Source organism: Martelella mangrovi (genome assembly GCF_040545495.1).
Lineage (GTDB): Bacteria > Pseudomonadota > Alphaproteobacteria > Rhizobiales > Rhizobiaceae > Martelella > Martelella mangrovi.
In genome coordinates, this window is sequence record NZ_JBEPLY010000010.1 from 121,150 (window position 1) to 146,159 (window position 25,010).

Annotated in this window: 19 protein-coding genes; 4 read left to right on the forward strand and 15 right to left on the reverse strand. The window is 61.5% G+C overall.

Annotated elements, in window-relative coordinates; translation table 11 throughout:
- Positions 1–10: 10 nt before the first annotated feature.
- The gene (bglB, locus tag ABID12_RS14425; RefSeq protein WP_354434816.1) at positions 11–1,117 is read right to left on the reverse strand and encodes a beta-galactosidase BglB; all 1,107 of its coding nucleotides are present in this window, start codon (positions 1,115–1,117) and stop codon (positions 11–13) included.
- A gap of 221 nt (positions 1,118–1,338) precedes the next feature.
- Between bglB and ABID12_RS14430 the strand changes: the two genes are divergently transcribed.
- Positions 1,339–2,127 carry an IclR family transcriptional regulator domain-containing protein gene (locus tag ABID12_RS14430; RefSeq protein ID WP_354434817.1) on the forward strand — a complete coding sequence of 263 codons (789 nt, stop codon included), beginning with the start codon at positions 1,339–1,341 and terminating at the stop codon, positions 2,125–2,127.
- A gap of 62 nt (positions 2,128–2,189) precedes the next feature.
- On the opposite strand, the gene ABID12_RS14435 is transcribed toward ABID12_RS14430, so the two are convergent.
- The 6 genes from ABID12_RS14435 to ABID12_RS14460 form a co-directional block, all read right to left on the reverse strand.
- Entirely contained in the window at positions 2,190–3,929 is a 1,740-nt protein-coding gene (locus ABID12_RS14435; protein WP_354434818.1) for a M14 family metallopeptidase, read from the reverse strand.
- 295 nt (positions 3,930–4,224) lie between these two features.
- A complete protein-coding gene (locus ABID12_RS14440) occupies positions 4,225–6,219 on the reverse strand; it encodes a CocE/NonD family hydrolase (RefSeq protein WP_354434819.1) in 1,995 nt (664 codons plus the stop codon).
- 74 nt (positions 6,220–6,293) lie between these two features.
- A complete protein-coding gene (locus ABID12_RS14445) occupies positions 6,294–7,880 on the reverse strand; it encodes an ABC transporter ATP-binding protein (protein ID WP_354434860.1) in 1,587 nt (528 codons plus the stop codon).
- A gap of 58 nt (positions 7,881–7,938) precedes the next feature.
- A complete protein-coding gene (locus ABID12_RS14450; RefSeq protein ID WP_354434820.1) occupies positions 7,939–8,763 on the reverse strand; it encodes an ABC transporter permease in 825 nt (274 codons plus the stop codon).
- Positions 8,760–9,791 carry an ABC transporter permease gene (locus ABID12_RS14455; protein ID WP_435528239.1) on the reverse strand — a complete coding sequence of 344 codons (1,032 nt, stop codon included), beginning with the start codon at positions 9,789–9,791 and terminating at the stop codon, positions 8,760–8,762. Before ABID12_RS14455 ends, ABID12_RS14450 begins: the two co-directional genes overlap by 4 nt.
- A gap of 50 nt (positions 9,792–9,841) precedes the next feature.
- Positions 9,842–11,422: an ABC transporter substrate-binding protein gene (locus ABID12_RS14460; protein WP_354434821.1), complete on the reverse strand. Its 1,581-nt coding sequence runs from the start codon at positions 11,420–11,422 to the stop codon at positions 9,842–9,844.
- A 227-nt stretch (positions 11,423–11,649) separates the two neighbouring features.
- Between ABID12_RS14460 and ABID12_RS14465 the strand changes: the two genes are divergently transcribed.
- Positions 11,650–12,447, forward strand: a complete 798-nt coding sequence (locus ABID12_RS14465; RefSeq protein WP_354434822.1) for a helix-turn-helix domain-containing protein — start codon at positions 11,650–11,652, stop codon at positions 12,445–12,447.
- 36 nt (positions 12,448–12,483) lie between these two features.
- On the opposite strand, the gene ABID12_RS14470 is transcribed toward ABID12_RS14465, so the two are convergent.
- The 6 genes from ABID12_RS14470 to ABID12_RS14495 all read right to left on the reverse strand — a co-directional run bounded on the left by ABID12_RS14470 (position 12,484) and on the right by ABID12_RS14495 (position 20,709).
- Positions 12,484–13,638, reverse strand: a complete 1,155-nt coding sequence (locus ABID12_RS14470) for a mandelate racemase/muconate lactonizing enzyme family protein (RefSeq protein WP_354434823.1) — start codon at positions 13,636–13,638, stop codon at positions 12,484–12,486.
- Between the two features lie 9 nt (positions 13,639–13,647).
- Positions 13,648–14,853 (reverse strand): D-mannonate dehydratase ManD, encoded by a 1,206-nt coding sequence (gene manD / locus ABID12_RS14475; RefSeq protein WP_354434824.1) that lies wholly within the window; start codon positions 14,851–14,853, stop codon positions 13,648–13,650.
- A 4-nt stretch (positions 14,854–14,857) separates the two neighbouring features.
- Positions 14,858–16,558: an ABC transporter ATP-binding protein gene (locus tag ABID12_RS14480; protein WP_354434825.1), complete on the reverse strand. Its 1,701-nt coding sequence runs from the start codon at positions 16,556–16,558 to the stop codon at positions 14,858–14,860.
- Positions 16,555–17,700, reverse strand: coding sequence for an ABC transporter permease (locus ABID12_RS14485; protein WP_354434826.1), 1,146 nt, complete (start codon positions 17,698–17,700; stop codon positions 16,555–16,557). The genes ABID12_RS14480 and ABID12_RS14485 overlap by 4 nt, the downstream gene beginning before the upstream one ends.
- Complete coding sequence (locus ABID12_RS14490) at positions 17,697–18,683, reverse strand: ABC transporter permease (protein ID WP_354434827.1); 987 nt, start codon at positions 18,681–18,683, stop codon at positions 17,697–17,699. The genes ABID12_RS14485 and ABID12_RS14490 overlap by 4 nt, the downstream gene beginning before the upstream one ends.
- A gap of 100 nt (positions 18,684–18,783) precedes the next feature.
- Positions 18,784–20,709, reverse strand: coding sequence for an ABC transporter substrate-binding protein (locus tag ABID12_RS14495; RefSeq protein ID WP_354434828.1), 1,926 nt, complete (start codon positions 20,707–20,709; stop codon positions 18,784–18,786).
- A gap of 284 nt (positions 20,710–20,993) precedes the next feature.
- Between ABID12_RS14495 and ABID12_RS14500 the strand changes: the two genes are divergently transcribed.
- A complete protein-coding gene (locus ABID12_RS14500) occupies positions 20,994–21,695 on the forward strand; it encodes a GntR family transcriptional regulator (RefSeq protein ID WP_354434829.1) in 702 nt (233 codons plus the stop codon).
- A 242-nt stretch (positions 21,696–21,937) separates the two neighbouring features.
- Here the strand turns inward: ABID12_RS14500 and ABID12_RS14505 are convergent, their stop codons facing one another.
- Both ABID12_RS14505 and pdxA read right to left on the reverse strand, forming a co-directional pair.
- The gene (locus ABID12_RS14505; RefSeq protein ID WP_354434830.1) at positions 21,938–22,822 is read right to left on the reverse strand and encodes a dihydrodipicolinate synthase family protein; all 885 of its coding nucleotides are present in this window, start codon (positions 22,820–22,822) and stop codon (positions 21,938–21,940) included.
- Positions 22,823–22,827: 5 nt separating this feature from the next.
- Positions 22,828–23,802: a 4-hydroxythreonine-4-phosphate dehydrogenase PdxA gene (gene pdxA, locus ABID12_RS14510; protein ID WP_354434831.1), complete on the reverse strand. Its 975-nt coding sequence runs from the start codon at positions 23,800–23,802 to the stop codon at positions 22,828–22,830.
- 173 nt (positions 23,803–23,975) lie between these two features.
- Here pdxA and ABID12_RS14515 point away from each other — a divergent pair, with 173 nt between their 5' ends.
- Positions 23,976–25,010 carry a four-carbon acid sugar kinase family protein gene (locus tag ABID12_RS14515; RefSeq protein ID WP_354434832.1) on the forward strand — a complete coding sequence of 345 codons (1,035 nt, stop codon included), beginning with the start codon at positions 23,976–23,978 and terminating at the stop codon, positions 25,008–25,010.

Genomic DNA, 25,010 nt, shown 5'->3' on the forward strand with positions numbered 1-25,010 from the left:
CGCCGTTTCCTCAGATGAACGAGCGCAGATATTCGGTCAGGCAGAACATCGCCATGGCCTGCCCGTAGGGCATCGAGGTCAGCTTGATCTCCCTGTAGAAATCGAGATCGTTGCCCATGGCGGTGCCAAACGAGACATTGAGAAGCTCGCCGTCGTCGCTGATGTTTTCGACAACGCCGCGCATCGCCTTCTCGGCGGTTTCCAGATAGTCTTCGGGAAGCAGGCGCATGCGGCGGGCTTTCATCAGGCCGTAGGCGAAGCCCGCCGTCGCGGAGCTTTCGAGATAGCTTTGCGGGTCATCGAGCAGGGTGTGCCACAGGCCGCTTTCGTCCTGCGTTTGGCGCAGGCTTGCTGCCTGCCGGTGAAGCGTCGAAACCAGATGCCGATACAGCGGATCGCTTTCGGGCAGTTTCAGCAGGTCGATGAATTCGGGGATGGCGATGGTGATCCAGCTGTTGCCGCGCGCCCACAACGCCTCGGCGAAGTTATGGTCACCGTCGAAGGTCCAGCCGTGATACCAGAGGCCGGTCTTGCGGTCCGACAGATACTGAATGTGCGTGAGGAACTGAAACTTCGCTTCATCGATATAATCGGGACGGCCAAGCACAAGGCCGATCTTGGCCAGCGGCAGGACACTCATCATCAGCGTGTCGTCCCACATCTGCTGATGATTGACGGAGTTGTAGACGATGTGCTGGATGCCGCCTTCGCGCGTGCGGGGCATGTCGTGCATCACCCATTCGGCCCATTCCTCGAGATAGCTCCGCCAGACCGGGTTCGGGTTGTGCTCGTAGAGAAAAGCCAGTGTCAGGAACGGCGCGACGGTGTTGACGTTTTTCGTCGGCGTGCCTTCGCGCAGGCGGTCGGAAAACCATGTCTCGACGATGTCCATCGCCCGTTCATTGCCCGTCAGCTGCCAGTATTTCAAAAGACCGTAAAGCCCGATCCCGTGGGTCCATTCCCATCCGGCCCAGCCCTTGGTGTCGATGACCCGGCCATCCTCCAGCCGCAGCAGGAACTCGCCGGTCGTGTCCTCGATATTGACAAGGTTGTCAGCCAGACGGTCGATCAGCCCACACACTTCATCACGCGAAATGAAGTGTTCTTTTTGCTGCAAAAGCGGGTCCATAATTATTCCGGCCTCCCGAACCATTTTTTCTGAAATTACGTTCCGTTTTCTGATAGGAGCATAAACTTGCCGCGAAGGCAATATCTTTTATTTCCCTGATTAAATACGAATAAAGTAGATATATCATTCTGTTATGAGGCCACTGGTTTCCAGTTGACAAAATTGTCCATTTTTTTCAAAATCGAATTCCAATAAAAATGGAACAAAAAATGAGCACGCCCAAACCCAAAACCGAAAATGTCGCCGCTGTCCTGAAGGTGTTTTCGGTGCTTGAAACCCTTGCCGAAAACCGCACGGCCGGTCTTGCCGATATTGCCCAGCGGGCCATGACCTCGAAAAGCACGACCCACCGGCTGCTCCACACCATGATCGACCTGGGCTATGTCGAACAGGACCCGGACACCGAGAAATACGAACTGTCATTGCGGCTGTTCAGCCTTGCGGCGCATTCCCTGACCGGCCAGGCCGACCTGCTGCGCATTGCCGACAAGGTCATGAGCCGGATTTCCCGCGCCACCGGTGAATCGATCAATCTCGGCGTGCTCGACGGGCGCGAGCAGCGGGTCGTCTATATTCATCAGTATGATTCCACCTACAGCCTGTCGATGAATTCGACCCTCGGCAAGCGTAATCCGCTGCACTCCACCTCGCTTGGCAAGGCGTTGCTGGCGTTTCGCGATGACGAGGAGATCGAGGAGCGACTGGCGGACATGAAGATGGAGGTTTCGGCGCCGGGAACCATTACCGACAAGGACGCATTCCGCGCCGAACTGATGCAGACACGGGCGCGGGGCTATTCCGAAGAAATCGAGGAAAGCGAGGTCGGCGTGCGCTGTCTCGCCGCCCCGATCCTCAATCAGGCGGGCAAGTCGGTCGCGGCAATCTCCGTTTCGTTTCCCGTCATGCGGTTCGACGAGAGCAGGAAAGAAGAATATCTGGAGACTTTGCTGTCCGCGACGCGCGATGCCTCGCAGGCATTCGGTTTTCTGGAAAGCTGAGATTTCGCAGTGCGTGAAGCGCTTGCCGCTTGCCCCCCCGGGCGGGGCGGATGCGGGCTGCGTTATACCCCTTCGGGCAACACCATCGTCTGCCACGCCTCATAGGCGCCGAGCGCGGTCTCGAGCTGGGCGGTGTGGCCCTGGATGAAGGCGTCGTCATAAATGGTTTCGTCGGGATATTCGGTGATCAGCGTGACCGGCACGCGCTGGTGGTCGTAGCGCGAAATCATCACCGGAAAGCCATTGACCATCGGCCAGGACGGGGTGCCCGAATGCGCGACATAGAGCTCGATCTGGCGCGCGTTGAAATCGACAAGGGCGCGGTTTTCGGCAAGCCGCTGCGTGACCCGATCGATCAGCGTGCGGGCCTGCGTTTCCCAGCCGGACCTGTAGCGCATGATCAGGAAGAAGCCCTTCGGCACGGTCCACATGCCAAAGCCGCGCGGGACGAAACCCGAGAGCGGCCGTGTCCATTCATGGGCCGGATAGCCGTGCAGGTTGATGTGCAGCAGCGCGCCGCTGATCGCCTCGGCGCGGTAGCGGATTTCGGTCTCGAATGGCGCGTCGCGCGGGCGATATTCCAGATCGTCGCCAAAGGCGGTATAGCGGGCGGCGTGGTGCATGTGATGCGGATTGTCCGCCCGCAGCCGCCAGTCGAGTTCGTAGCCGTCGGGGTTTTCAAGCGGGGAAACCGTGAAATGTGCATTGTCACGACCGGCAAGCGCAAGGCCGGCTCTGAGCGCGCCGGCAATGCCGGTGACCTCGTTGGGATGCTGTCCGCCGCTGACCATCACCGGCCGGTCGCTGCCCTTGCGGTAGCGCGCGCAGACCGCGCGGCCGGCACGTGAACGGGCGACGAAAGCCTCGCCTTCGATGGTTGCAAGTTCGCGGCGCACACGGGCGGCGGAAAACGGTTTCGTCGCCGCGGCAGGCGCCTCGCCGGCATCATTGTCCGTCTCGTCTGTTGTGAATGGCCGGGTTTCAACGCGGGCATCCAAGGGGCCTGCGGCAAGGCGTATCTCCGGCACGATCTGGCCGGGGCGCAGGCCGCGATCGCCGAGCGGCCGGCCGGAGCGCGTCTGAAACACCTCCAGCAGCGAAAAATAGAGGTCCTCATGCAGCGCCTCGCGAAGGCTGATGATCGCATCCGTCGGGGCAAGCGGCAGCCATTCGTCTTCAACGGGCAGTGTCGCCGTGATATTCAGTTCCTCGAAATAGGGCTCACTGTCGCCCCAGTCCCGATCGGCGATGGTCCGTATCGTCTTGGAAAACAGCGCCTCGTAATCGGTCTCGATGCGTTCTCCTGCATTGCCGTCGATGCGCAGCCAGCCTGTCGGCGAAAGCGCCTGTTGGCCGGCGAAATCCTGGTGCAGACGGTTCGGCGCGAACACCTTTCTTGTGTCGCGACGGCCGTCGGCCCATGTCAGAGCCACGCTATAGAACAGGTCTGGCTCGCCCCTCGACGGCGTGAAAGAAACCTCAGCATTGCCGAGCATGCCGGAAAGCGGATAGGCTTCCAGCAGGAAACGATTTTCCGGGGCCGCCGGATGAACCGGGTAGGTGATCCGGGCGGAGATCACCCCCTCGGTCTCCACCTCTTCGCGAAAGAAATGCACCAGCGGCTTGTAGCCGCTGCGAAACCGGGCGGTGATGCCCTTTTCCGCAAGGGCCTGCTCCGCCTTCCGGCGTGTCGCCGTGTCGGAAAACACCCAGGCCTCGACCATGTTCACGCCGCCACCGGCAAAGCGGGCGACAAGGCTGTCGATGGTCGGCTCGAACGTCTCGTGGAAGATTGCAGTCACAGCGAGGTCTTTCCGGTTGGATCCAGCAGGTCGCGCAGCGCGTGTGTACAAAGCTCGCGGGCTTTTCTTGATCCTTTGGCGTTGGCAATGATGATATAACGAATTCGGCACTTGCGATGCACTGAATGTGATCAGACCGGAGCATTGTCGCAGATATTTTACTGGTCCGCTGTCAGGCCGCCCTGCACGTTCCGTTCGGGGGTATGCAAGCCCGAAAAAAACGGCTCCCTGAAAGTTCAGGAAGCCGTTCCGGGGTGCTGTTCAGGTCGGCGGGTCAGCCGACTGAGTGCGGACGTTACATGAAATCGCGCGGGATGCGCTTTTCGAAGGTCTTGGTGAAGATCTCCCGGTCGCCTTCGAAGGCCGTCACGCTGGCAGTGATGGTCCAGTCCTCCGCCGTGCAATGCATTGTCGTGGTGGTTTTCGTCGAAACCGACCAGCCGTCGCGTTCGAGCCGGATTTTCCAGTCGATATCGCCCTTCATCGACAGCGGGTCATTCGGGTCGATCGACCAGTCCTCGTTGCGGATTTCCTGCGTGCGCAAGCCGTTTTCGGGATGCACTTCCAGCCCGGCATCCTCGTAGATGCGATAGTGGGTCAGTCCGGTGACCAGATCCCGCTCGACCGAGCGGCGGGTTTCCTCCGGCAGGCGCATTTCATATTGCGGCAGCGGATCGGGGTTTTCCGGCTCCTCGACGGCGATGCGTTCATGCTGGCCGAGAAGCGGCATGGAAAGGCGGATGCTCGCCGTATCGATCGTCAGGCCGGGGGCCTGCGGCGACGGCAGGATGATCGGCCAGTAACTTGTCGACAGCGCGAGCTTGATGCGATGGCCGGGCGCAAAACGGTAGCCCATGGCATCGAGCCGCATGGTGATGCGCGTCTTCTCGCCCTGGGGCATGTTGGCCGGCGTTTCGTTGCCATCGCGATGGGCGAGGTTCAGTACGCCGTAGCAGGCGCGGGTCTCCGTGCCGTCGGGATGGACATCGATGACGCGCACGGCAAGGTTTTCCCAGTCGCCGTCGCAAGTGACATCGACGGAAAGTTCCGGCGCGCCGAGATAGACGCTTTCATCGGCAAGCGGCGCGGTTTCGAAAACCAGCGAACCGCCATCGTCGATGCGCTGGTCGCCGGCAATTTCCGCGTCAGGCTTCAGGGTGAACCATTCGCCGCCGCTGATGCCGGTATCGAGCGGCGAACGCAGATAGATGTCGCCGGTGCCCTCGCTGGCGCCTGTTGCGTTGAGCGTGCCGTCGGCGGCAACGGTCAGGGTGTCCGTCTGCGGTGCTTCCCAGGCCTGTTTTGCAACCCAATAGCCGGGATCGCGGTCGCGCCTAAGCGCCGGGCGCGGTCCGTCGAGGATGTAGGCGCGCATCTGCGGCAGGTCTTCCGCGCCGTTGGCTTCATCGTCCAGCCAGCGTTTCCACCACGCGATGGCTTCGGCGTGGAAGTCCATGCGCGGCTTCGGCCAGGCGAAATGCGGGTATTTGTGCACCCACGGACCGTTGATGGCCTTGCCCTTGTCGCCCAGGCCTTCAACGGCCTTCAGCGGGGTGTTGCGATAGCCGTCCGCCCAGCCGGCAATGACCAGTGCTGGAACGGGAAAACCGTCGAAATCCTCGCAGATCGAGCCGTGTTTCCAGAAATCGTCGCGGCGCTGGTGCGCAAGCCATTCCTCCATGAAGAACGGCTGCCCTTCCAGTCGCTCCAGCCACATGTCCTTCCACTTGTCGCCGACCAGATCGATATCCGGCATGCGCGACTGATAGGCCAGCATTGTGCCCGCCCATGAAAGCTGCGCGGAAAGGTGCGTGCCGTTCTTGTAGTGAATGTCGTCATTGTAGCGGTCGACGGTGGAGGCGATCGAGATCACGGCCTTCAACTGCGGCGGCTTGAGGGCGGCCACCTGCAGGCAGTTGAACCCGCCCCAGGAAATCCCCATCATGCCGACATTGCCGTTCGACCAGGGCTGGGCGGCGATCCATTCGAGGATTTCGCAGGCATCGGAGAGTTCGCGCGGGGTATATTCGCCATCGATGACGCCTTCGGATTCACCCGAACCGCGGATATCGACGCGCACACCGGCAATGCCGGCGGCGGCAAAGACGGGATAGGTGGATTCGTCGCGCGGGTCGGTTCCGCCGCGTTTGCGATAGGGCAGATATTCCAGCACGGTTGGAACCGGCTTGTCAGACGCGCCGTCCGGCATCCAGATTCGCGTTGCCAGGCGGGTGCCGTCCTTCAGCGTGATCCACTGGTCTTCGGACGTCGAAAAACCTTGTTGCGCCATGGTTTTGACCTTCTCGTATTTCGGTTTTATCGGGAAACGGGGCGCGGGCCGAAGGTGCGGCCCGGCCGAATGCATCAGTTGCCGGCGCTGGAAATCCTGCGGCTGGCAAGCACGTCTTCCAGCCAGCCGGTTTTCATTTCCGGCACGGAGTTCAGCAACAGGTCGGTATAATCGTCGAAAGGCGGGGTCAGCGCCTCCGATTTGGGGCCGAAGCGGACAAGCCGGCCCCTGTGCATCACCGCGACACTGTCGGCAATGGCCCGGACAATGGCGATGTCATGGGTGATGAATACATAGGAAAGCTGTTTTTCCTTCTGAAGCTGCAGCAGCAGTTTCAGGATGCCGTCGGCAACCAGCGGGTCGAGCGCCGATGTCGGCTCGTCGCAGATGATCAGCTCCGGCTGTGCGGCGAGCGCCCGGGCAATGGCCACGCGCTGCTTCTGGCCGCCGGAAAGCTCGGCTGGATAGCGGTCGTAAAAGCCGCTGCCCATTTCGATCTGCTCGAGCAGGTCGTTGACGCGGCTTTTCCGTGCGGAACCGTTCAGGCCCTCGTAAAACGTCACCGCCCTGCCGATGATCCGCCCGACGGTCTGGCGCGGGTTCATCGCCGTGTCGGCCATCTGGTAGATCAGCTGAAGCCGGCGCAGTTCCTCGCGGCTGCGCTTCTTCAGCGCCGGCGGCAGTTCCGTCCCGTCAAGGCGCACGCTGCCGGCCGTCGGCGGCAACAGCCCGGTTGCCACCCGCGCCAGCGTCGATTTACCCGAGCCGGATTCGCCGACAATGGCCAGCGTCTGCCCCTTGGGAACATGCAGCGACACATCGAACAGAACCGGCGTTGCGCCATAGGCCGCCGAGATGTTTTTCATCTCGAAAAAGCGGTCGGACTGGTCGGTCGCTTCCTCGTGGCGGATGGCGCGGACATTCACCAGTTCGCGGGTATAGTCGGCGTCGGGATTGTCGATGATCTTCTCGACGCTGCCATATTCCACGGTTTCGCCGTTGCGCAGCACCATGATGTCGTCGGCCACCTGTGCCACCACCGCCAGATCATGGGTGATGTAAAGCGCGGCGGTTCCGGTTTTCGCAATCGCGGTCTTGATCGCGGCCAGAACGTCGATCTGGGTGGTGACGTCCAGCGCCGTGGTCGGCTCGTCGAAGACGATGAGCTCCGGGTGGCTGCACAGCGCCATCGCCGTCATCGCCCGCTGCAACTGTCCGCCGGACACCTGATGGGGATAGCGGTTGCCGAAGGTTTGAGGGTCCGGCAGGCCGAGAATGGTAAACAGCTCGACGGCCCGCGCACGCGCTTCGCTGCGGCTCATCAGCCCGTGGCGCACGGTGGCCTCGCTCACCTGATCGCCGAGCTTGTGGGCCGGGTTGAACGATGCAGCCGCCGACTGCGAAACGTAGCAGACCCGCGCGCCGCGCAGCGCCCGCGTGCCGGATTTGCCGAGTTTCAGGATGTCGACGCCGTCCAGCAGAACCTCGCCGCCGGTAATCGTCACGCCGCCGCGCCCATAGGCCAGCGGCGAAAGCCCGATCGTGGACTTACCCGCGCCCGATTCACCGATCAGGCCCAGAACCTTGCCGCGTTCCAGCGTGAAACTCACGCCCTTCACGATCTCGATGGGACGGGGACGTTCGCCCGGCGGGTAGGCCATGGCGCCGATTTGCAGATTGCGGACCTCAAAAAGGGGCGCTTCGTCTGTTTTTTGAAGTTCAGCCACCGCGGCCTCCTTTCAGGCTGGACGTGCGTTTCAGCAGCCAGTCGACGACGAGATTGATCGAGATGGTGAGTGCGGCAATCGCTGCACCCGGCACGAGGGCTGCGGAGACACCGAAGATGATGCCGTCCTTGTTGTCCTTGACCATGCCGCCCCAGTCGGCCGTCGGCGGCTGGATGCCGAGGCCGAGGAAGGACAGGGTCGAAATGAACAGCACCGCAAAGGCAAGGCGCAGGCCGAATTCGGCCAAAAGCGGCGTCATCGCATTCGGCAGGATTTCGCGGAACACGATCCACAGCGTCTTTTCGCCGCGCAGCCTGGCCGCCTCGACGAAATCCATCACCGCGATATCGACCGCCAGCGCCCGGCCAAGCCGGAACACGCGGGTCGAATCGAGCACCGCCATGACGACGATCAGCACGAACAGGTTCTGCGGCAGCGCCGCCAGCACGATCAGCGCGAAGATCAGCGTCGGGATCGACATCATCAGGTCGTTGAGGCGCGACAGGCCCATATCGACGATGCCGCGCATGACGGCTGCCACGAAACTGAAGATGACGCCCAGCGAGAAGGCGAGAATGGTGGCGCAGAACGACACGAACAGCGTCATCCGGGCGCCGTAGATCATGCGCGACAGCAGATCCCGGCCGAGATTGTCGAGACCGAGCGGAAAGGCCTTGCTGGCCACCTCCCAGGGGCTGCCAACAACCTGGTTTTCGCCGTAAGGGGCAAGCCAGGGGGCGAAAGCGGCGGCGATGACGGCGATGGCGATGCCGGCCATGCCGATCCATGCCGTCAACGGAACGGAACGGATATTCATCGTGGGTGCCTCAGACGCGGATTGACAAGAATGGACAGGATATCGGCGATCATGTTCAGGAGAATGTAGATGGCGGAGAACACCAGCCCGCAGCCCTGCACCACCGGCAGGTCGCGCACCGTCACCGCATCCACCATGTATTGCCCCATGCCCGGATAGACGAAGACGACCTCGACAACGACGACGCCGACGATCAGATAGGCAAGGTTGAGCGCAACGACATTGATGATCGGCGCCAGCGCGTTGGGGGCGGCATGTTTCACGATCGCGCGCAATGCGCCGATGCCCTTCAGCTCGGCGGTTTCCATATAGGCCGACGCCATGACATTGATGATCGCAGCGCGGGTCATGCGCATCATGTGCGCCAGAACCACCAGAACGAGCGTTGCCACCGGCAGAACGATGGTCTGAAGCTTCTGCCACAGGCTCATGCTGTCATAGACGGTTGCGGGAAACGCCGCGACGGGGTGCTGGACCACGAATACCATGATCAGCAGGTAGGCGACGAAGAATTCCGGCAGCGAGACGGCGGCAAGCGAGACCAGATTGATGAGCCGGTCAACCAGACGGTCGCGGTAGAGCACGGCGATGAGGCCGAGGCCGACGGCCAGCGGCACGGCGATGACCGCAGCCGTCCCGGCCAGAAGCAGCGAATTGCCGAGCCGATCGGCAATCTGCCCGCTGACGGACTGGCCGCTTGCCCAGGAATGCCCGAAATCGCCGTGCAAGATGCCGAGGAGCCAGTCGAAATAGCGGGTCACGAGGGACTGGTCGAGGCCGAATTCGGCACGCAGATTGGCAATCGCCTGCGGTGTTGCCGCCTGACCGAGATAGGTCGTGGCAAAATCGCCGGGCAGGATTTCAATCCCGGCGAAAATCAGGATCGAACTGGCGAACAGCAGGCCGACGCCAAGCACGATCCGCTCGATGATACGGCTCGCCATGGGAAAGCGCGCGCGCAAAATGACGATCAGGCCGGGAGAGGGCGCGTCGACAGGGGTGGAAGGAGAGGGTTGGGTTTCTGTCATAGTCTCCATGAAAGCCGCGGGTCTTTCCCGCGGCTTCCTCGTTCTCCAGATCAGGCGGCAAACCAGGCGCGGCTGGCGATCTGTCCGTTGGACAGGTCGTTGCCGACATCGTCGATCCAGCCCATCAGCTTTGTCGAACGGGCATTGAGATAGTTGTTGAACACCGGCAGAATGAGGCCGCTGTTGTCGCGCACCGTCATCGCCATCTGGCGGTAGAGCGCACGGCGCTTGTCCTGATCGGTTTCGGCACGGGCCTCAAGCAGCATCTTGTCGAATGCGGGGTCCTTGAAGCGGGTGTCGTTCCATGTCGACGTCGAAAGCTGGGTGGTGGTGTAGCGGATATCCTGCGTTGCCCGGCCGCCCCAGTAGGAGGCGCAGAACGGCTTCTTGTTCCAGATATTCGACCAGTATCCGTCGGACGGTTCGCGCTGGAGCTTGATGTCGATGCCGGCTTCCTTGGCATTGGCCTGAAACAGGACAGAGGCGTCGACTGCGCCGGTAAAGGCGGCATCGGAGGTGCGCAGCAGGACCGGGCCTTCATGACCGGATTTCTTGAAATAATGCGCCGCCTCTTCCGGGTCGTAGGCGCGCTGGGGAATATCCGTCGGTGCCAGCGCATAGGCATCGTTGACGGGATAGTCGTTGCCGAGCGTGCCGTAGCCGCCGAGAATGGTATCGAGCATCGCCTGGCGGTCGATGGCGAGCTTCAGCGCCATTCTGAGGTCGTTATTGTCGAAGGGCGCGGTGTCGCCATGCATCAGGAAGGAATAAAAACCCTTGCCCTTGGTGCTGATGGTCTCGACATTCGGCGCCCGCGACAACAGTGACATCGTCTTCGGGCTGAGCGTGTTGATGAAATGCACCTTGCCCGAGGAAAGGGCGGCGATGCGCGCGGTGTTGTCGTTGATGACCAGAACCTCGACACTGTCGACGAAACCGCGATCCTCGTTCCAGTCATCCTCATTCTTCGAGAAGGTGATGCGGATGCCCGGCTCGAAGCTTTCCAGCTTGTAGGGTCCCGTGCCGATGGCGCTGTTGGGGTCGTCCATACCGCCGTTTTTCTGGATCTGCAGATGATAGTCGGTCAGCATCAGCGGCAGGTCGGCATTGCCGTTCTTCAGCGTGATGACCAGATCGCCACCGTTTTCCTCGATGGTCTCGATCTCTTCGAGAAGGCCGAGGGCGGCGGAGGTGGAGTCCTTGTCGGAATGGCGGCGCAGCGTCTGGGCCGCATCGCTGACGGTGAAGGGCGAACCGTCATGGAAGCGTACATCCTTGCGCAGCTTGAAGGTCCACACCTTCGCGTCGTCGGAAGACGTCCAGCTTTCAGCCAGGCTCGGCAGCGCCTCGCCGGAAACCGGGTCGGTGGTCACCAGCCGGTCGCCCCAGGTGTAGCCGACCAGAAACATGGTGCTGCCGGCATAGGTGCCGGGATCGAGAATGTCGGTCGTCTGGCCGCCGTCGAGGCCGAGAACGAAGTGGCCGCCACGCTGCGGTTCTTCAGCAGCAAGGCTTTCGCGCGGCATCAGAAGGCCGGAAGCGGTGGCCGCAAACCCGGCTGCAGCGGCGGATGCAAGAAAGGCGCGGCGGTTGAGGCCCGCCTGCTGAATGGCTGTTTTCCTGTTTTTCATCTGCTTTCCCCTGTCTGTTTAAACGGTACATGTTTCGCCCCAACCGTATCAGAACGGCGGGCGGTGGATATTGGCAATAGGCAGTGTCGGAGCGCCGGAAGGCGCGATTGACGGGCCCGTCAAAAAAATCATGAGCGAAGGCATAAGGGCCTTGCAGAGACCAAACAACTTCGCTTATTGACGCGTAGTGACGCTAGTTGACGCTAACAGGATTGGCTCCGTACACAATGACAACCCCGAATAACAGGAGTTTTGCGGCCAATTTACGGTTTGCCTGCGACACCCGTCCGTCGATCACGGCAATCTGCCGCGAAATCGGAATCAACCGGCAGCAGTTCAATCGCTATCTTGCCGCTCAAACCCGGCCTTCGCCCTATAATACAGGGAAAATCGCGCGATATTTCGGTCTGAAGCCGCAGGATTTCCTGCTGCCGGAAAAACGCTTTCAGGAAGTGCTCGACGCGCCGGCCGAATCCGCCGGGCCCGCCTCACTTCTGCGCGAAGGATTTCCCGGCGATCTGGCGGAGCTGCGCCAGTATGCGGGCTACTACGAACTTTTCCACAAAAGTCTCTCCTGGCCCGGAAAAATCGTCAGAAGCTGCGCGAAGATCGAGGAAAAGAGCGGCCAGATCACGGTGAAATCGATCGAGCGGATTTATGACCGGGATCTGGAGATCCGGCAATTTTCGAAATATGCCGGATTGGCGGCCTACTGGCGCAACCGGCTTTTCATCGTCGAGCGCGGCGTCAGCGAACATTCCTTCCTGTGCCAGACAACCCTGATGCCATTTGCCGAGCATCAGCGCACCTATCTGTATGGTGTCACCACCGGCGTTTCATGGCGCCAGCAGAACGTGCCCTATTCCACGCGCACGATCTGGCGGGCGGTCGGGACGAATCCCGACAAGCGCAGGCTTCTGGAAGGATGCGGGCTGGTTGTGGAGAAGTCGCCGAAAGTCCCGCTTCCCGTGCGCCGCTATCTCAACAGCGAGGGAGAAAACCACACGCTCGTGGCGGCGCGTTAACAATGCTTCTGCCGTGCCGGAAGCTTTTCCGGACAGCTACCAGTTTGTCACCGAACCGTCGCGGCGTTTGAGGTGTGGCGCTTCCCAGGGGGTGAAGCGGGCTTCCTTCAGGAGGGTCTCGTCGACCTCGATACCCAGCCCCGGGACTTCCGGCACCTTGTAGACGGCGCCGTCGAGTTGCGGGCAGAGCGGAAACAGGGTGGCGTCGTCGAAGCCGAGATGGGTTTCGACCGGGCTCGAGCGCGTTTCCAGCCAAGCGAAATTGGCAACGGCGGCGGCAAAATGCAGGGTCGCGGCGGTGCAGACCGGGCCGAGCGGATTATGCGGCATCATGTCGACATAATGGGCCTCGCTCCAGCCCGCGACCTTCATCGATTCCGTCAGCCCGCCGACATTGCAGACATCCAGCCGGTTGAACTGGTGAATGTCGCGCTCGATGTAGGGCAGGAACTGCCATTTGGAGGCGAATTCCTCGCCGATGGCGAAAGGCACATCCGTCATCCGCCGCAGGCTCTCATAGGCTTCCGGCGTTTCGTCGCGGATCGGCTCCTCGATGAAATCGAGCGTGCCGGATGGCATTTTCTGGCAGAAACTCGCCGCTTCTGCGACGCTCAGCCGGTGGTGAAAATCGACGCCGAGCACGATCTTCTCGCCAAGCGCCTTGCGCGTTTCCACGCACCAGCGCGCGGTTTCGGCGATATGCTCGCGCGGCTCGTAGACCGCCTTTTCCTCGTGGCCGGAAACGGAAAGCCGCATCGCCCGCCAGCCGGCATCGACCAGTGATTGCGCCTGGGCGATCATTTCCGGGCCGGGGGGCGCCGAGGTGGTGGCGAATGTGGGAATGACGTCGCGGTTCCTGCCGCCGAGAAGCTCGTAGACCGGCACACCGAGCGCCTTGCCCTTGATATCGTGAAGCGCGATATCGATGGCGGAAATCGCGGCGGTCAGCACCCGGCCGCCCTCGAAATACTGACTGCGGTACATCTCCTGCCAGAGAGCGGAAATCGCCAGCGGGTCGCGGCCAGTCAGAAATCCGGCATAGTGCTCGACAGCGCCGATGACGGCCAGTTCACGGCCGGAAAGCCCGCTTTCGCCCCAGCCATAAACGCCGGCATCGGTTTCGACCTTGACCAGAAGCTGGTTGCGGATGCCGACGCGCGCGGCATAGGCGCGGATTGCGGAAATCTTCATGACGGGACCTCACCAGTGCCAGAGCGTGCCGTCTTCCAGACGGTTCACGGGAAGGTATGAGCGCTCATAGGGATATTTCGCCGCCAGCGTCTCGTCGATATCGACACCGTGGCCGGGCGCGTCGCCCGGATGGAGATGGCCGTCCGCCACCGTCCATGCGCCGGGGAAGACCGCGAGCGTTTCGGGCAGGTAGGGCGAATATTCCTGAATGCCGAAATTGGGCGCCCAGAGGCCGAGATGCAGGTTTGCGGCAAAGCAGGCGGGCGACATGTCCATCGCCCCGTGGCAGGCGGTGCGGACATTGTGGATGCCGGCCAGATCCATGATCCGGCGCATCGGCGTCACGCCGCCGGCATGCACCGTGGTCATGCGGATATAGTCGATCAGCTGTTCCTCGATCAGCAGCCTTGCGTCCCAGATCGTATTGAACACCTCGCCGACGGCCAGCGGCGTCGTCGTGTGGTTGCGGATCAGCCGGAAGCCTTCCTGGTGTTCGGCCGCCACCGCGTCTTCCAGCCAGAACAGGCGGTAGGGTTCCAGATCCTTGCCAAGCCGGGCCGCTTCGATCGGGGTCAGCCGGTGATGGACATCGTGCAGCAGTTCCACGTCGAAACCGAGCTGATCGCGCAGCGCTTCAAAAAGCATCGGCACATGACGCATATATTTCGCCGTCGACCAGGTTTCCTCCTGCGGAAGATTGTTGCGGTCGGCGGTGTTGGTGGTGGAATTGTCCGTGCCATAAACTGCCGGAAGGCCGGGAATGCCCACCTGGGCGCGCACGGCGCGATAGCCCTTGTCCATCCATTTCGCGACATTATCCACCGCCTCGGCAATCTCGCCGCCCTGGGCGTGGACGTAGCAAAGCATCTTCTCGCGGCTTGCCCCGCCCAAAAGCTGGTAGAGCGGCATGCCGGCCGCCTTGGCCTTGATATCCCAGAGCGCGGTGTCGATGCCGCCGATCGCGGCCATGGTCACAGGCCCGCGGCGCCAGTAGGCGCCCTTGTAGAAATACTGCCAGATATCCTCGATGCGGCTTGCATCGCGGCCGATCAGGATCGGCACAAGATGGTCTTCCAGATAGGCGACGACCGCCTTTTCGCGCCCGTTCAGCGTCGCATCGCCAATGCCGGTCAGCCCCTGATCGGTGAAGATCTTGACGGTGACGAAGTTGCGGCCCGGCGCGGTGACGATGATCTTGACGTCCGTGATTTTCATTTTCTTATCCATGAGTGGGAGCCGCCGTCTCCGGATCGTAGCGGAACCGGTCCTTCAGCCGCGGATGGCGCGGATCGGGGTTGGGAATGGCGGAAAGCAATGCCTGGGTGTAGCGGTGCTGCGGGTTGTTGACGACAGCATCGGTCGCGCCGGTCTCGACGATCTGGCCGCGATACATCACCGCGACCCGGTCGCACATGTAGCGGATGACCGACATGTCGTGGGAGATGAAGATATAGGAAAGGCCCATCTCGTCCTGCAGCTGCATCATCAGGTCAAGCATCTGCGAGCGCAGCGACACGTCGAGCGCGGAGGTGGCCTCATCGGCGATGATCAGCCGCGGCTTGACCGAAATGGCGCGGGCAATGCCGATGCGCTGGCGCTGGCCGCCGGAAAAGGCATGCGGATAGCGCTCGCGCCATGAGGGCTCCAGCCCGACCTGTTCCATCAGCCGGCAGACTTCGTCCTCGCGTTCCCTGCCGCGCATGCCGGCAAGCTTCAGCGGTTCGGCGATGATCTCGCCGACCGTCTTGCGCGGGCTGAGCGAACCGACGGGGTCCTGAAACACCATGCGGATTTCGCGGCGGATCGATTTGAGGCCGGCCTTGTCGGCGCTCAGGACATCGTCGATGCTGCCGTCCTTCCGCCGGAAATCGGCGCGGCCCGCACTCGGGTCGTAGATGCGCAGCAGGCAGCGGCCCATCGTGGTCTTGCCCGAGCCGCTTTCGCCGACAATGCCGAGCGTTTCGCCGGTGCGCAGCGAAAGCGATACGTTGTTGACCGCCGTCAGCCCGTTTGGAAACGTCAGCGTCATGTCCCGCACATCGAGCAGCGGCGTCTCGTCCTTCGGGATCGGCGGACGCGAAAGGCGGATTTCGGCCTTCTGCTCGAGCTTCACCACGGAGCGGATGAGATTGCGGGTATAATCGTCCTGCGGGTTGTGGAAGATTGTCTCCGCCGGTCCGGTTTCACGCACCTTGCCGCGATACATCACCAGAACGTCGTCGGCGATCTCGGCGACCACGCCCATGTCATGGGTGATGAAGATCACCGCCATGTCGTGGCTTTTCTGCAGGCGGCGGATCAGGTCGAGAATTTCCGCCTGGGTGGTGACGTCGAGCGCCGTTGTCGGCTCGTCGGCAATCAGAAGGCGCGGATTGCAGGCAAGCGCCATGGCGATCATCACGCGCTGGCGCATGCCGCCGGAAAACTCGAATGTGTAGCGGTCGATCGCCGTTTCGGGGTTCGGGATTTCCACCTGGCGGAGCAGGTCAATCACGCGGCGGCGTTCCTCCACGCGCGACACCTTTTCATGGATACGCAGCGCCTCGCCGATCTGGTCGCCGACCCGGTGAACCGGCGACAGCGAGCTCATCGGCTCCTGAAAGATCATCGCGATGTCCTTGCCGCGGATATCGCGAATGGCGCGGCCGCGCGGATCGAGGCGCGCGATATCGACGGACGAACCGTCGGCGCGGGTGAACATGATCGATCCGCTCTCGATCCGGCCGGGATGGTCGACAATCTGGAGGATGGAGCGGGCCGTCACCGACTTGCCGGAACCGCTTTCGCCGACGATCGCCAGCGTCTTGCCATGTTCAAGCGAGAAGGAAACATCGTCGACGGCCTTGAAGACGCCCTGGCGCGTGGGAAACCAGGTCTTCAGGTTCTCGACCCTGAGAATGATGTCTGCGGTTTCGCTCATGAGGTCTCTCCGTAAGGATCGGCGGCATCGCGCAGGCCGTCACCGAGGAAGTTCAGCGCCAGAACGGCAAGCACGATGGCGGCGGCCGGCGTGAACAGCAGCCACGGCGCCTGGGCGACCGCGCGGATGTTCTGCGCCTCCTGCAGCAGCGTGCCCCAGGAGATGATCGGCGGCTGAAGGCCGATGCCGAGGAAGGACAGCGCGGTTTCTGCCAGGATCATGGTCGGGATCGCCAGCGTCAGCGTTGCGATGATGTGGCTGACGAAGGAGGGCACGAGATGGTTGAAGATGATGCCGATCTCGCTCATGCCGTCGAGCCTTGCTGCGATCACGAAATCCTCGTTGCGCATCGACAGGAACTTGCCGCGCACCTCGCGGGCCAGTGCCGTCCAGCCGATCAGCGAGATGATCAGCGTGATGAAGAAATAGGTCCGAAGCGGCGGCCAGCCGACGGGAATGGCAGCGGCCAGCCCCATCCATAACGGTATCGTCGGGATGGAGCGCAGAAGCTCAATGAAACGCTGGATCACGATATCGGTGAAGCCGCCGAAAAAGCCGGATATTCCGCCGATCGCGACGCCGAGGATCAGGCTCAGGAACACGCCCACAAGACCGATCGAAAGCGAGATTTGCGCGCCGTAGATCACGCGCGAGAAGATATCGCGGCCCAGCCGGTCGGCGCCGAACAGATAGAGGCTGTCGCCGCGCTCGGCGTCCCTGATGCCGAAAAGCCTGGTTTCGACTGTGAAGAGGCCGAGCAGACGGTAGGGTTCGGACGGCGCCAGAAAGTCGATGAAGACGGGATTTTCCGCGTCCTTGGTAAATTCGCGGCGCATCGAATCCTTGTTGAGCGTCATCTCCAGCCCGTCCACATGCGGCGCGAACCGGCCGTCGTAAAACAGCGAGACATATTGCGGCGGTGCGTAGGTAAAGCGCGCATTGGTCTCGTTCGGATCGAACGGGGCGATGAACTGGGCAAAGGCGGCGATGAGGTAAAGCGCCAGAACCACGATCAGGCTGACGACGGCGAGGCGGTGGCGGCGGAAGCGCAGCCAGAACAATTTCCACTGGCCGGCGGCGGCAAGTTCGTTGGCGCGCGGATCGCGAATCGCATCCGCTGTGGGGGCGGCTGTGTTTGTCATTGCAGTCTGATCCTCGGGTCGGCGATCGCCAGAAGAATGTCCGACACGAGCGTGCCGATGATGGTCAGCACCGAGATCAGCAGAATGAGCGATCCGGCGAGATACATGTCCTGTGCCAGAAGGGAGCGCAGCAGAAGCGGGCCGGTGGTCGGCAGGCTCATGACCACGGAAACCAGAATCTCCATCGACACCGCAGCCGGCAGGATCCAGCCGAGCGCGGAAATCAGCGGATTGAGCGCGATGCGCACCGGATAGCGCATCAGCAGGCTGAATTCGGAAACGCCCTTGGCCCGCGCCGTCGTCACATAGGGCTTGCGCAACTCGTCAAGCAGGTTGGCGCGCATGATCCGCACCAGCGCGGCCAGCGAACCGGTTCCGATGGCAAAGACCGGCAGCCAGACATGTTTGAGGAAGTCCCAGAACCGGCCAAGGCTCCACGGCGCATCGATATATTCGGGGGAAAACAGGCCGCCGACGCTCTGGCCGAACCATGCCGACATCATATACATCAGCGCCAGTGCCAGCACGAAGTTCGGCAGCGCCAGAAACACGAAGGCGATCAGCGTGGCGCAGTAATCGGCAATCGAATACTGGCGCACGGCAGACAGGATGCCGATCGGCACGGCGATCACCCAGGAGAAAACCAGCGTCAGGAAGGCCAGCAAGAAGGAAAAGCCAAGCCGCGACCAGATCAGGTCGGAAACCGGCCGGCCATATTCGAACGACATGCCGAAATCGCCATGCAGCAGGATACCGGCAATCCATTTGTAATACTGGATATAGACGGGCTGATCGAGGCCATAGCGCTCGCGCATGGCGGCCACGGTGCCCGCTTCCACGGCGCCGCCCTGGCTCGCCCAGTCGGCCATCAGCGTTGTCAGATAGTCACCCGGCGGCAGCTGGATGATGATGAAGGCGATGATCGACACCGCAAACAGCGTCGGCACGGCATAGAGAAGCCGTTTGGCGAGAAAATGAATCATGGCTCTGGGTTTCCTGGGGTTGGTCCGGCGGCAGGCGAGGAACCTGCCGCCGGATCAGGCGCGCCGGACTATGGGAGGAGAGAACCGGCGCGTGGCCGTGTTACCGGGCGTCGTCGAAATACCACTGGCTCAGCGTCGGGGCCGGATGCCAGAGGATGCCGTTGATCGGAATGCCGTCATAGACGTTCTTCAGATCGTTGGAGACCATCATGTATTTCGGTTCCGGGCGGATGATGCCGATATTGAGGAACGCATCGGCGGAGAGGTCGAGGAATTCCTCCATCCGCGCCTTGCGGTCTTCATCGGTCACGGCAAGCGTCACCGCATCATAGGCCGCCATCAGCTCCTTGACCTGCTCCGGCGGTTCCTCGCCCTTGGAATGATCGGAATACCAGTCCGACCATTTCGACGCGAAGAAGATATCCGCCTTCTGGTAAGGCATGTAGCAGCGCACATCGGTATAGACTTCCGACAGCCCGCCGACGCAGTTCCAGATATAGGCGTCCTGCTCGTTGGCGCTCCACATGGTGTTGAGGCGGGTGCGGTCGGTGGTGCGGATCTGGATGTCGATGCCGACGTCCTGCGCATATTGCTGCACCATCTGCATCACGTCCGGATAGGACAGGCCGAAGACATCGGCGACCATGAAGTTGATGGTGAAGCGCTGGCCGTCGGGGCCGAGGCGATAGCCCTGATCATCCTTTTCCGGCATGATCGCGTCGAGCATCTCGTTGGCAAGGTCCGGATCGTATTCGGTATATTGCGTCGCCTCGCGCTCGTTATAGAGCTCGTGCGACGGGTTGACCGCCACCTGTGCCGGCGTGCCCTGACCGACATAGATCAGGTCGATGATTTCCTGACGGTCGATTGCATGGCTGAGCGCGATGCGGAAGTCCTTGTTGTTGAACACCTCGTTCTTGACGGGGTCGTCGGAATTGAGGTTGAGCAGCAGAACCGCGTCATTGGCCGGAAGGTCCTGCACGTCGAGGAAGTGGTAATTGCCGCTTTCCTGTCCGTCGTAAAGCACCGAGCGGAAGGTGGCGTTGTTGATGTGGCGGAAGGCGAAATCGAATTCGCCGGAGGTCATCTTCAGCACCATCAGCTGAGGATCGTCGACCTTCGCCCAGGTGACGCTGTCGATATAGGGCAGCTGGTTGCCGTCCGGATCGACCTTCCAGTAATAGGGGTTGCGGGTGGCGACCACGTGCTCGCCGTCGGCATAGGGCACGGTCAGGGTCCACGGGTTCATGGTCGGCAGTTCGGTGTTCTGCCAGTAGGCCGGCTGGAAGCTCAGCGAAACCTTGGAATTGAACAGCGAAACCCAGTCATTGGCGGCCGGGTTCTCCGCAAGCAGGGCCGGAATGCCGTCTGCGTTGTACTTTTCGTGGAACTGGCTGAGATAGTGCTTGGGGAAGATCACCGGCTGGTGACCCTGGCCATAGGCAAGCTGCTGCAGGAAAAGGCCGTAAGGCACGTCGAATTTGAACTCGACCGTGTCGTCATCGATCTTTGTGACGACAACCGGTTTGCCACCGGCGACGAAGACCGAGCTCTTGCTCGGCGTCAGCGCCTCGTTCATGAACACGTCTTCGTACCAGAACATGATGTCGTCGACGGTAAAGGGTTCGCCGTCGCTCCACTTCAGGCCGTCACGCAGCTTGAACGTATAGGTCGTTGCGTCGTCAGATACGGTGACGTCCTCGGCAAGCGAGGGGACGATCTTCTGCCATGCCGGGTCCCAGCGCACGAGAAGCTCGTTGGCAATGGTCCGGGTCAGGTTGTAATGGTCGCCATTGGCCAGGATCGTGGTGCGCAGCGTGCCGCCATATTGGCCAATGCCGTCAACCATGGTTTCCACATAAGGGTCTTCCGGCAGGCGCTCTGCCACGGGCGGCAGGCTGCCATCCTCGACCTTGGCATCGAGCATCGGCGCCTGGTGGTAGTCCACCGCTCCGGCCGCACCGGCCAGTGCGAGCGCAACGCCCGTCGACAGCGCAAGGCGCTTCAGTAAACGCGAATAGATCATGTGTCTCCTCCGGCCCCTCTCCAGTGGGGCGTAGCGGGCGATCGGACGTAGCTGTCCTGCGCTCCGCAGTTTGATACCAGTGCCGCCGGCAAAGAGGGCAGGGCCTTCTTCGGTCGGCTGCGGGCATGACGAAAGGTCCCTCCTGATCGCCGTGCTGTACGAAAAAGACCATATCGTACATTATTTGTCAATTATCATATTTTAATCGCTTTGACTTTGTGTTCGCCGATGCTTAGGTTAAGAGATGGAATGTCAAGGAAACGGAGTGGTTCGAGAAAACCCGGATGACGATGCAGGCGCGAAACCAGATCAAAACGGAGCAGGGCGGTGATGCCTCGGTCTATGACCGGTTGCGTGAGGATATCGTGCTCGGCCGCGTCAAACCGCATGAGCGGCTGAAGGTTTCCGAACTGGCGCGGCGCATGGGCACCTCGACCAACCCCGTGCGCGAGGCGCTGCAGCAATTGCGCGGCGAGGGTTTCGTGATCATGGAGACCAACCGCGGCGCGCGCGTGCGGCCGATGGATGCGGACTTCGTGCGCGACATCATCGAAATCGAGATGCTGATCGAACCGAAGCTGACGCATTGGTATGTCGGAAATGCCACCGCCGAAGATATCCGGGTTCTCGATGGTCTGTGCACCCAGATGGAGGCGCTGAAGCTCGACGAGGACCACGCCGAGCAGTCACGTCTCGATGCGATGTTCCATCAGTATATGTATGAGCGCCATTATAATCGCCACGCCATGGAGCTCTGGTGGCGCCACCGCGATATTCTGGGGGCGATCGGCCGGCCGTTCACGATCTCGCCGAAACGGCGCAATGAAGTGCTGCGCGAACACCGGGCCCTGCTCGACGCCATCCGCCGGCAGGATGCCGACGAGGCGGCGCGCGTGATCGCCGCCCATGTCGAAGGCGCGGGCCAGCACATCATCGAACAGATGCGCGTGCAGGGCAATGTCGGCCGCGCGGCCTATCCCGCCTGACAAAACAGACAGTTTCGACCGGGCGCGCGTTTCCGGCCTTGAGCCGGAATTTAGTAAGGGCCAAGTCCTTGCGCGCAAAGACTCTTTCTGAAAGCGCATAACAAGCGGCCCTGGATACCAGCTCAAGGCCGGTATGACGAAAAAAAACTTGGGAATGGCTATCAGCAGTCTGGAGTGCCGGACCGGCATTCTTGTGCTGGTTTTGGAGCGGCGACGCTACCGGTCGCCGCATCCTCTTCCGTTTATCGGTCGTATTTCTTCAGGATGGCGTCGATCTGCTGGTCCTGTTCCGGGTCGGGCAGGAGGGCCGGCTGGCGCGAGGCGCCGACGGAGGGGTCGCGCAGATAAAGCGCGCGCTTTACCAGTGCCGGAGGATAGCCGAGCTTGTAAAGATCCGTGCGGAAATCCGCATAGATTTTCTGGGCGGCTGTCGCGCGTTCCTCATTCCCGGCATTTACGCCGGCGATGATCTCGGCCAGGACATCCGGCAAAACATTGCCGAGGCCGGAAATGCAGCCTTTCGCGCCGTTGGTCAGCGACCACTGCACCAGATGATCCGGTCCGGAATAGACGTCGAAATTTTCCATCTCGCGGCCGACGGCCATATAGGCTTCGAGCGTTTCCTGCGCGCCGCCAGAATCCTTGATGCCCGCGATATTGCCGTGCGCGGCCAGTGTTCTGGCGGTTTCCGGCTCGATATGGTTCTGGGTGCGGGCGGGAATGTCATAGAGGTAGATTGGCGTATCCACCGCATCGGCGACCGTGGTGAAATGGCGGATCAGCCCGTCCTGCGTGCAGGCGATGAAGAACGGCGTGATGACGGCGATGCCGTCGACGCCGATGCGGTCGAATTCGCGCGCGAGCAGCACGGTTTCATAGGTCGCGGGCATGCCGGCATTGACGATCACCTTTGCGCACCCACCGACTTCCTCGACCATCTCGCCGCACAGTTTGACTTTCTCATCGAAGGTCAGCGCGGAAAAATCGCCGTTGGTTCCCGCACACATGATGTTGTTGCCGGCAGCCACCTGACGGCGCACCTGGGCGCGGGTGGCTTCATAATTGATGGTTTCGTCATCGTTGAAGCAGGTCACGAGGGCGACGAAGGCTTCTTTCGTTTCGGTCATGGCGGTTATCCCCGTTTCGCGGCTGACATTTTCGCTGCGTAATCGAGCGCACACAGCATGTTTTCATGGTTGGCCTTGCCGGTCCCGGCGATATCGAAGGCGGTTCCGTGGTCGACGGAGCAACGGTCGATCGGCAGCCCGAGCGACACATTGACGGCGGTGTCGAAGGCCACCAGCTTGATCGGGATATGGCCCTGATCGTGATACTGTGCGATCACCAGATCGAAGGCGCCCTCATAGGCGCGGTGATAGACCGTATCCGCCGAGATCGGCCCCTGAACATTGATGCCTTCCTCGCGCGCGGCCTGAACGGCGGGGGCGACATGCAGGTCATCCTCATTGCCAAAAAGGCCGTTTTCGCCGCAATGCGGATTGATGCCGGCAACCGCAATGCGCGGTGCGGAAAGCCCCATGCGTACGAGATGCTTGTGGCCGGTGCGGATGGTTTCCAGAACCCGTTCGGTGGTCGCGCGGCTGATGGCATCCCTCAGCGAGACGTGCGTGGAAACATGCACCACGTTCAGCCGTTCGGAGGCCAGCAGCATCCACGATGATTTCGAGCCGGTAAGATGCGCCAGCATGCCGGTGTGGCCGTCATAGTGGTGGCCGGCGGCGTTCAGCGCTTCCTTGTTGATCGGCGCGGTGACGATGCAGCCCGCTTCGCCGGCCATGGTCATGTCCACGGCGCGCTTGATATACTGAAACGACGCCTCGCCGCAGGCCGGCGACAGCTTGCCGAATGCGCCGGGCAGGCCGTCGACGGCAATATGCGCCACGCGGATGCCGTCGCCTTCGTCCTCGGGGGCGATAATGGGGAAGGAAACGCCGCTTGCCTTTGCGGCCCGTTCCATCGTGTCCCGGTCACCGATCACGGTGGTCTGGGCGCGCAGCGCCGCGTCGCGTCGGGCCAGCGCCTTGACGGTTACCTCTGCTCCGACACCGGAGGGATCGCCCATGGTGATGACAATCTGCTCGCTCATTTCTCTCTCCTCGGAACAGCATGACCTGAACGTTATTAACTTATAGGTAAATAGGTTTCAATAAGCGGCAGATAATTTTCTTTTTGAATCTAAATACTATAGGTAAAATAGATAGATATTGAGTTGTCGTGGAATGTATGCCATGTTTACAACATGGGGAGGATTGGTAAAATATGGCACGCGTACTGATCATAGCGGATGATTTGACCGGGGCGCTGGATTCGGCCGTTGGCTTTGCCGGTGTCGGTCGAAAGGTCGTTGTCGCCCGCCATCCGGGTTCCGTGCCGGAGGCGCTTGCAATGCAGCCTGACGTGCTGGCGGTCAACACGGCGAGCCGCGAGATCGCGCCGGATGCAGCTGTTGCAGAGGTGACGGCGGCGCTTTCGCATCTTCAGTCATCTGCATTCGATGTCGTGATGAAAAAGGTCGATTCCCGCCTGAAAGGCAATCTTTCGGCCGAAACGCTTACCGTGATGCGCTGGCAGGGCGGTTCGCGCTGTGTGGTCAGTCCGGCGATCCCCTCGATGGGACGGCGGGTTGAGGCCGGAATGTTGCTGGGTGACGGCGTTGCGACGCCGGTCCCTGTTGCCGGTCGTTTCGATGAGCCAGTGGAGGTGCCGGATGTCGTGGACGAGGACGATTTCGATGCCATTGTCGGACGCGATCTCGGGTCGACATTGTGGGTTGGTGCGCGCGGTCTGGCCTTTGCGCTTGCCCGCCGGCTAGGGGTTCGCGCGCCCGAAACGGCGCGGCTCGACGCGCCGATGATGGTTGTCAATGGTTCGCGCGATCCGGTCACGCTTGCCCAGATCGCTGCGCTTCCGTCTGACATTCAGGTTGTCATGGCGCCTGATGGTCGGGCCGATTTGACGAATTTTACCAATGATCGGCTGGTTTTGACCATTTCAGATGGCGGAGCCGGCGTGTCCGGGCAGGAGGCTGCCCGGCGCTTCGCCGAAAGCGTTGAGGTGTTTTCCAGCGCTTACAGGCCCGCGGGTCTGCTCATTTGCGGTGGGGAAAGCGCGCATGCCATACTGGACCGGCTTGACATAAACAGTTTACAAGTGGTTGCCGAGCTCAGACCCGGCTTGCCGCTCTGTGAAGTTGAAACGGGTTGGGGGCGCGTGCGGATCGTGACCAAGTCGGGCGGCTTCGGCCCGCCGGACCTGATGGTCTCGGTCCTTGAAGAAACCGGAGCCGTGGTATGA

What these genes read in the sequence shown, in the direction of transcription:
- ABID12_RS14430 (WP_354434817.1), top strand. Translation starts at nt 1,339, where the DNA reads ATGAGCACGCCCAAACCCAAAACCGAAAATGTCGCCGCTGTCCTGAAG.
- ABID12_RS14440 (WP_354434819.1), bottom strand. Translation starts at nt 6,219, where the DNA reads ATGGCGCAACAAGGTTTTTCGACGTCCGAAGACCAGTGGATCACGCTG.
- ABID12_RS14445 (WP_354434860.1), bottom strand. Translation starts at nt 7,880, where the DNA reads ATGGCCTACCCGCCGGGCGAACGTCCCCGTCCCATCGAGATCGTGAAG.
- ABID12_RS14450 (WP_354434820.1), bottom strand. Translation starts at nt 8,763, where the DNA reads ATGAATATCCGTTCCGTTCCGTTGACGGCATGGATCGGCATGGCCGGC.
- ABID12_RS14455 (WP_435528239.1), bottom strand. Translation starts at nt 9,791, where the DNA reads ATGACAGAAACCCAACCCTCTCCTTCCACCCCTGTCGACGCGCCCTCT.
- ABID12_RS14460 (WP_354434821.1), bottom strand. Translation starts at nt 11,422, where the DNA reads ATGAAAAACAGGAAAACAGCCATTCAGCAGGCGGGCCTCAACCGCCGC.
- ABID12_RS14465 (WP_354434822.1), top strand. Translation starts at nt 11,650, where the DNA reads ATGACAACCCCGAATAACAGGAGTTTTGCGGCCAATTTACGGTTTGCC.
- ABID12_RS14470 (WP_354434823.1), bottom strand. Translation starts at nt 13,638, where the DNA reads ATGAAGATTTCCGCAATCCGCGCCTATGCCGCGCGCGTCGGCATCCGC.
- manD (WP_354434824.1), bottom strand. Translation starts at nt 14,853, where the DNA reads ATGAAAATCACGGACGTCAAGATCATCGTCACCGCGCCGGGCCGCAAC.
- ABID12_RS14480 (WP_354434825.1), bottom strand. Translation starts at nt 16,558, where the DNA reads ATGAGCGAAACCGCAGACATCATTCTCAGGGTCGAGAACCTGAAGACC.
- ABID12_RS14485 (WP_354434826.1), bottom strand. Translation starts at nt 17,700, where the DNA reads ATGACAAACACAGCCGCCCCCACAGCGGATGCGATTCGCGATCCGCGC.
- ABID12_RS14490 (WP_354434827.1), bottom strand. Translation starts at nt 18,683, where the DNA reads ATGATTCATTTTCTCGCCAAACGGCTTCTCTATGCCGTGCCGACGCTG.
- ABID12_RS14495 (WP_354434828.1), bottom strand. Translation starts at nt 20,709, where the DNA reads ATGATCTATTCGCGTTTACTGAAGCGCCTTGCGCTGTCGACGGGCGTT.
- ABID12_RS14500 (WP_354434829.1), top strand. Translation starts at nt 20,994, where the DNA reads ATGACGATGCAGGCGCGAAACCAGATCAAAACGGAGCAGGGCGGTGAT.
- ABID12_RS14505 (WP_354434830.1), bottom strand. Translation starts at nt 22,822, where the DNA reads ATGACCGAAACGAAAGAAGCCTTCGTCGCCCTCGTGACCTGCTTCAAC.
- pdxA (WP_354434831.1), bottom strand. Translation starts at nt 23,802, where the DNA reads ATGAGCGAGCAGATTGTCATCACCATGGGCGATCCCTCCGGTGTCGGA.
- ABID12_RS14515 (WP_354434832.1), top strand. Translation starts at nt 23,976, where the DNA reads ATGGCACGCGTACTGATCATAGCGGATGATTTGACCGGGGCGCTGGAT.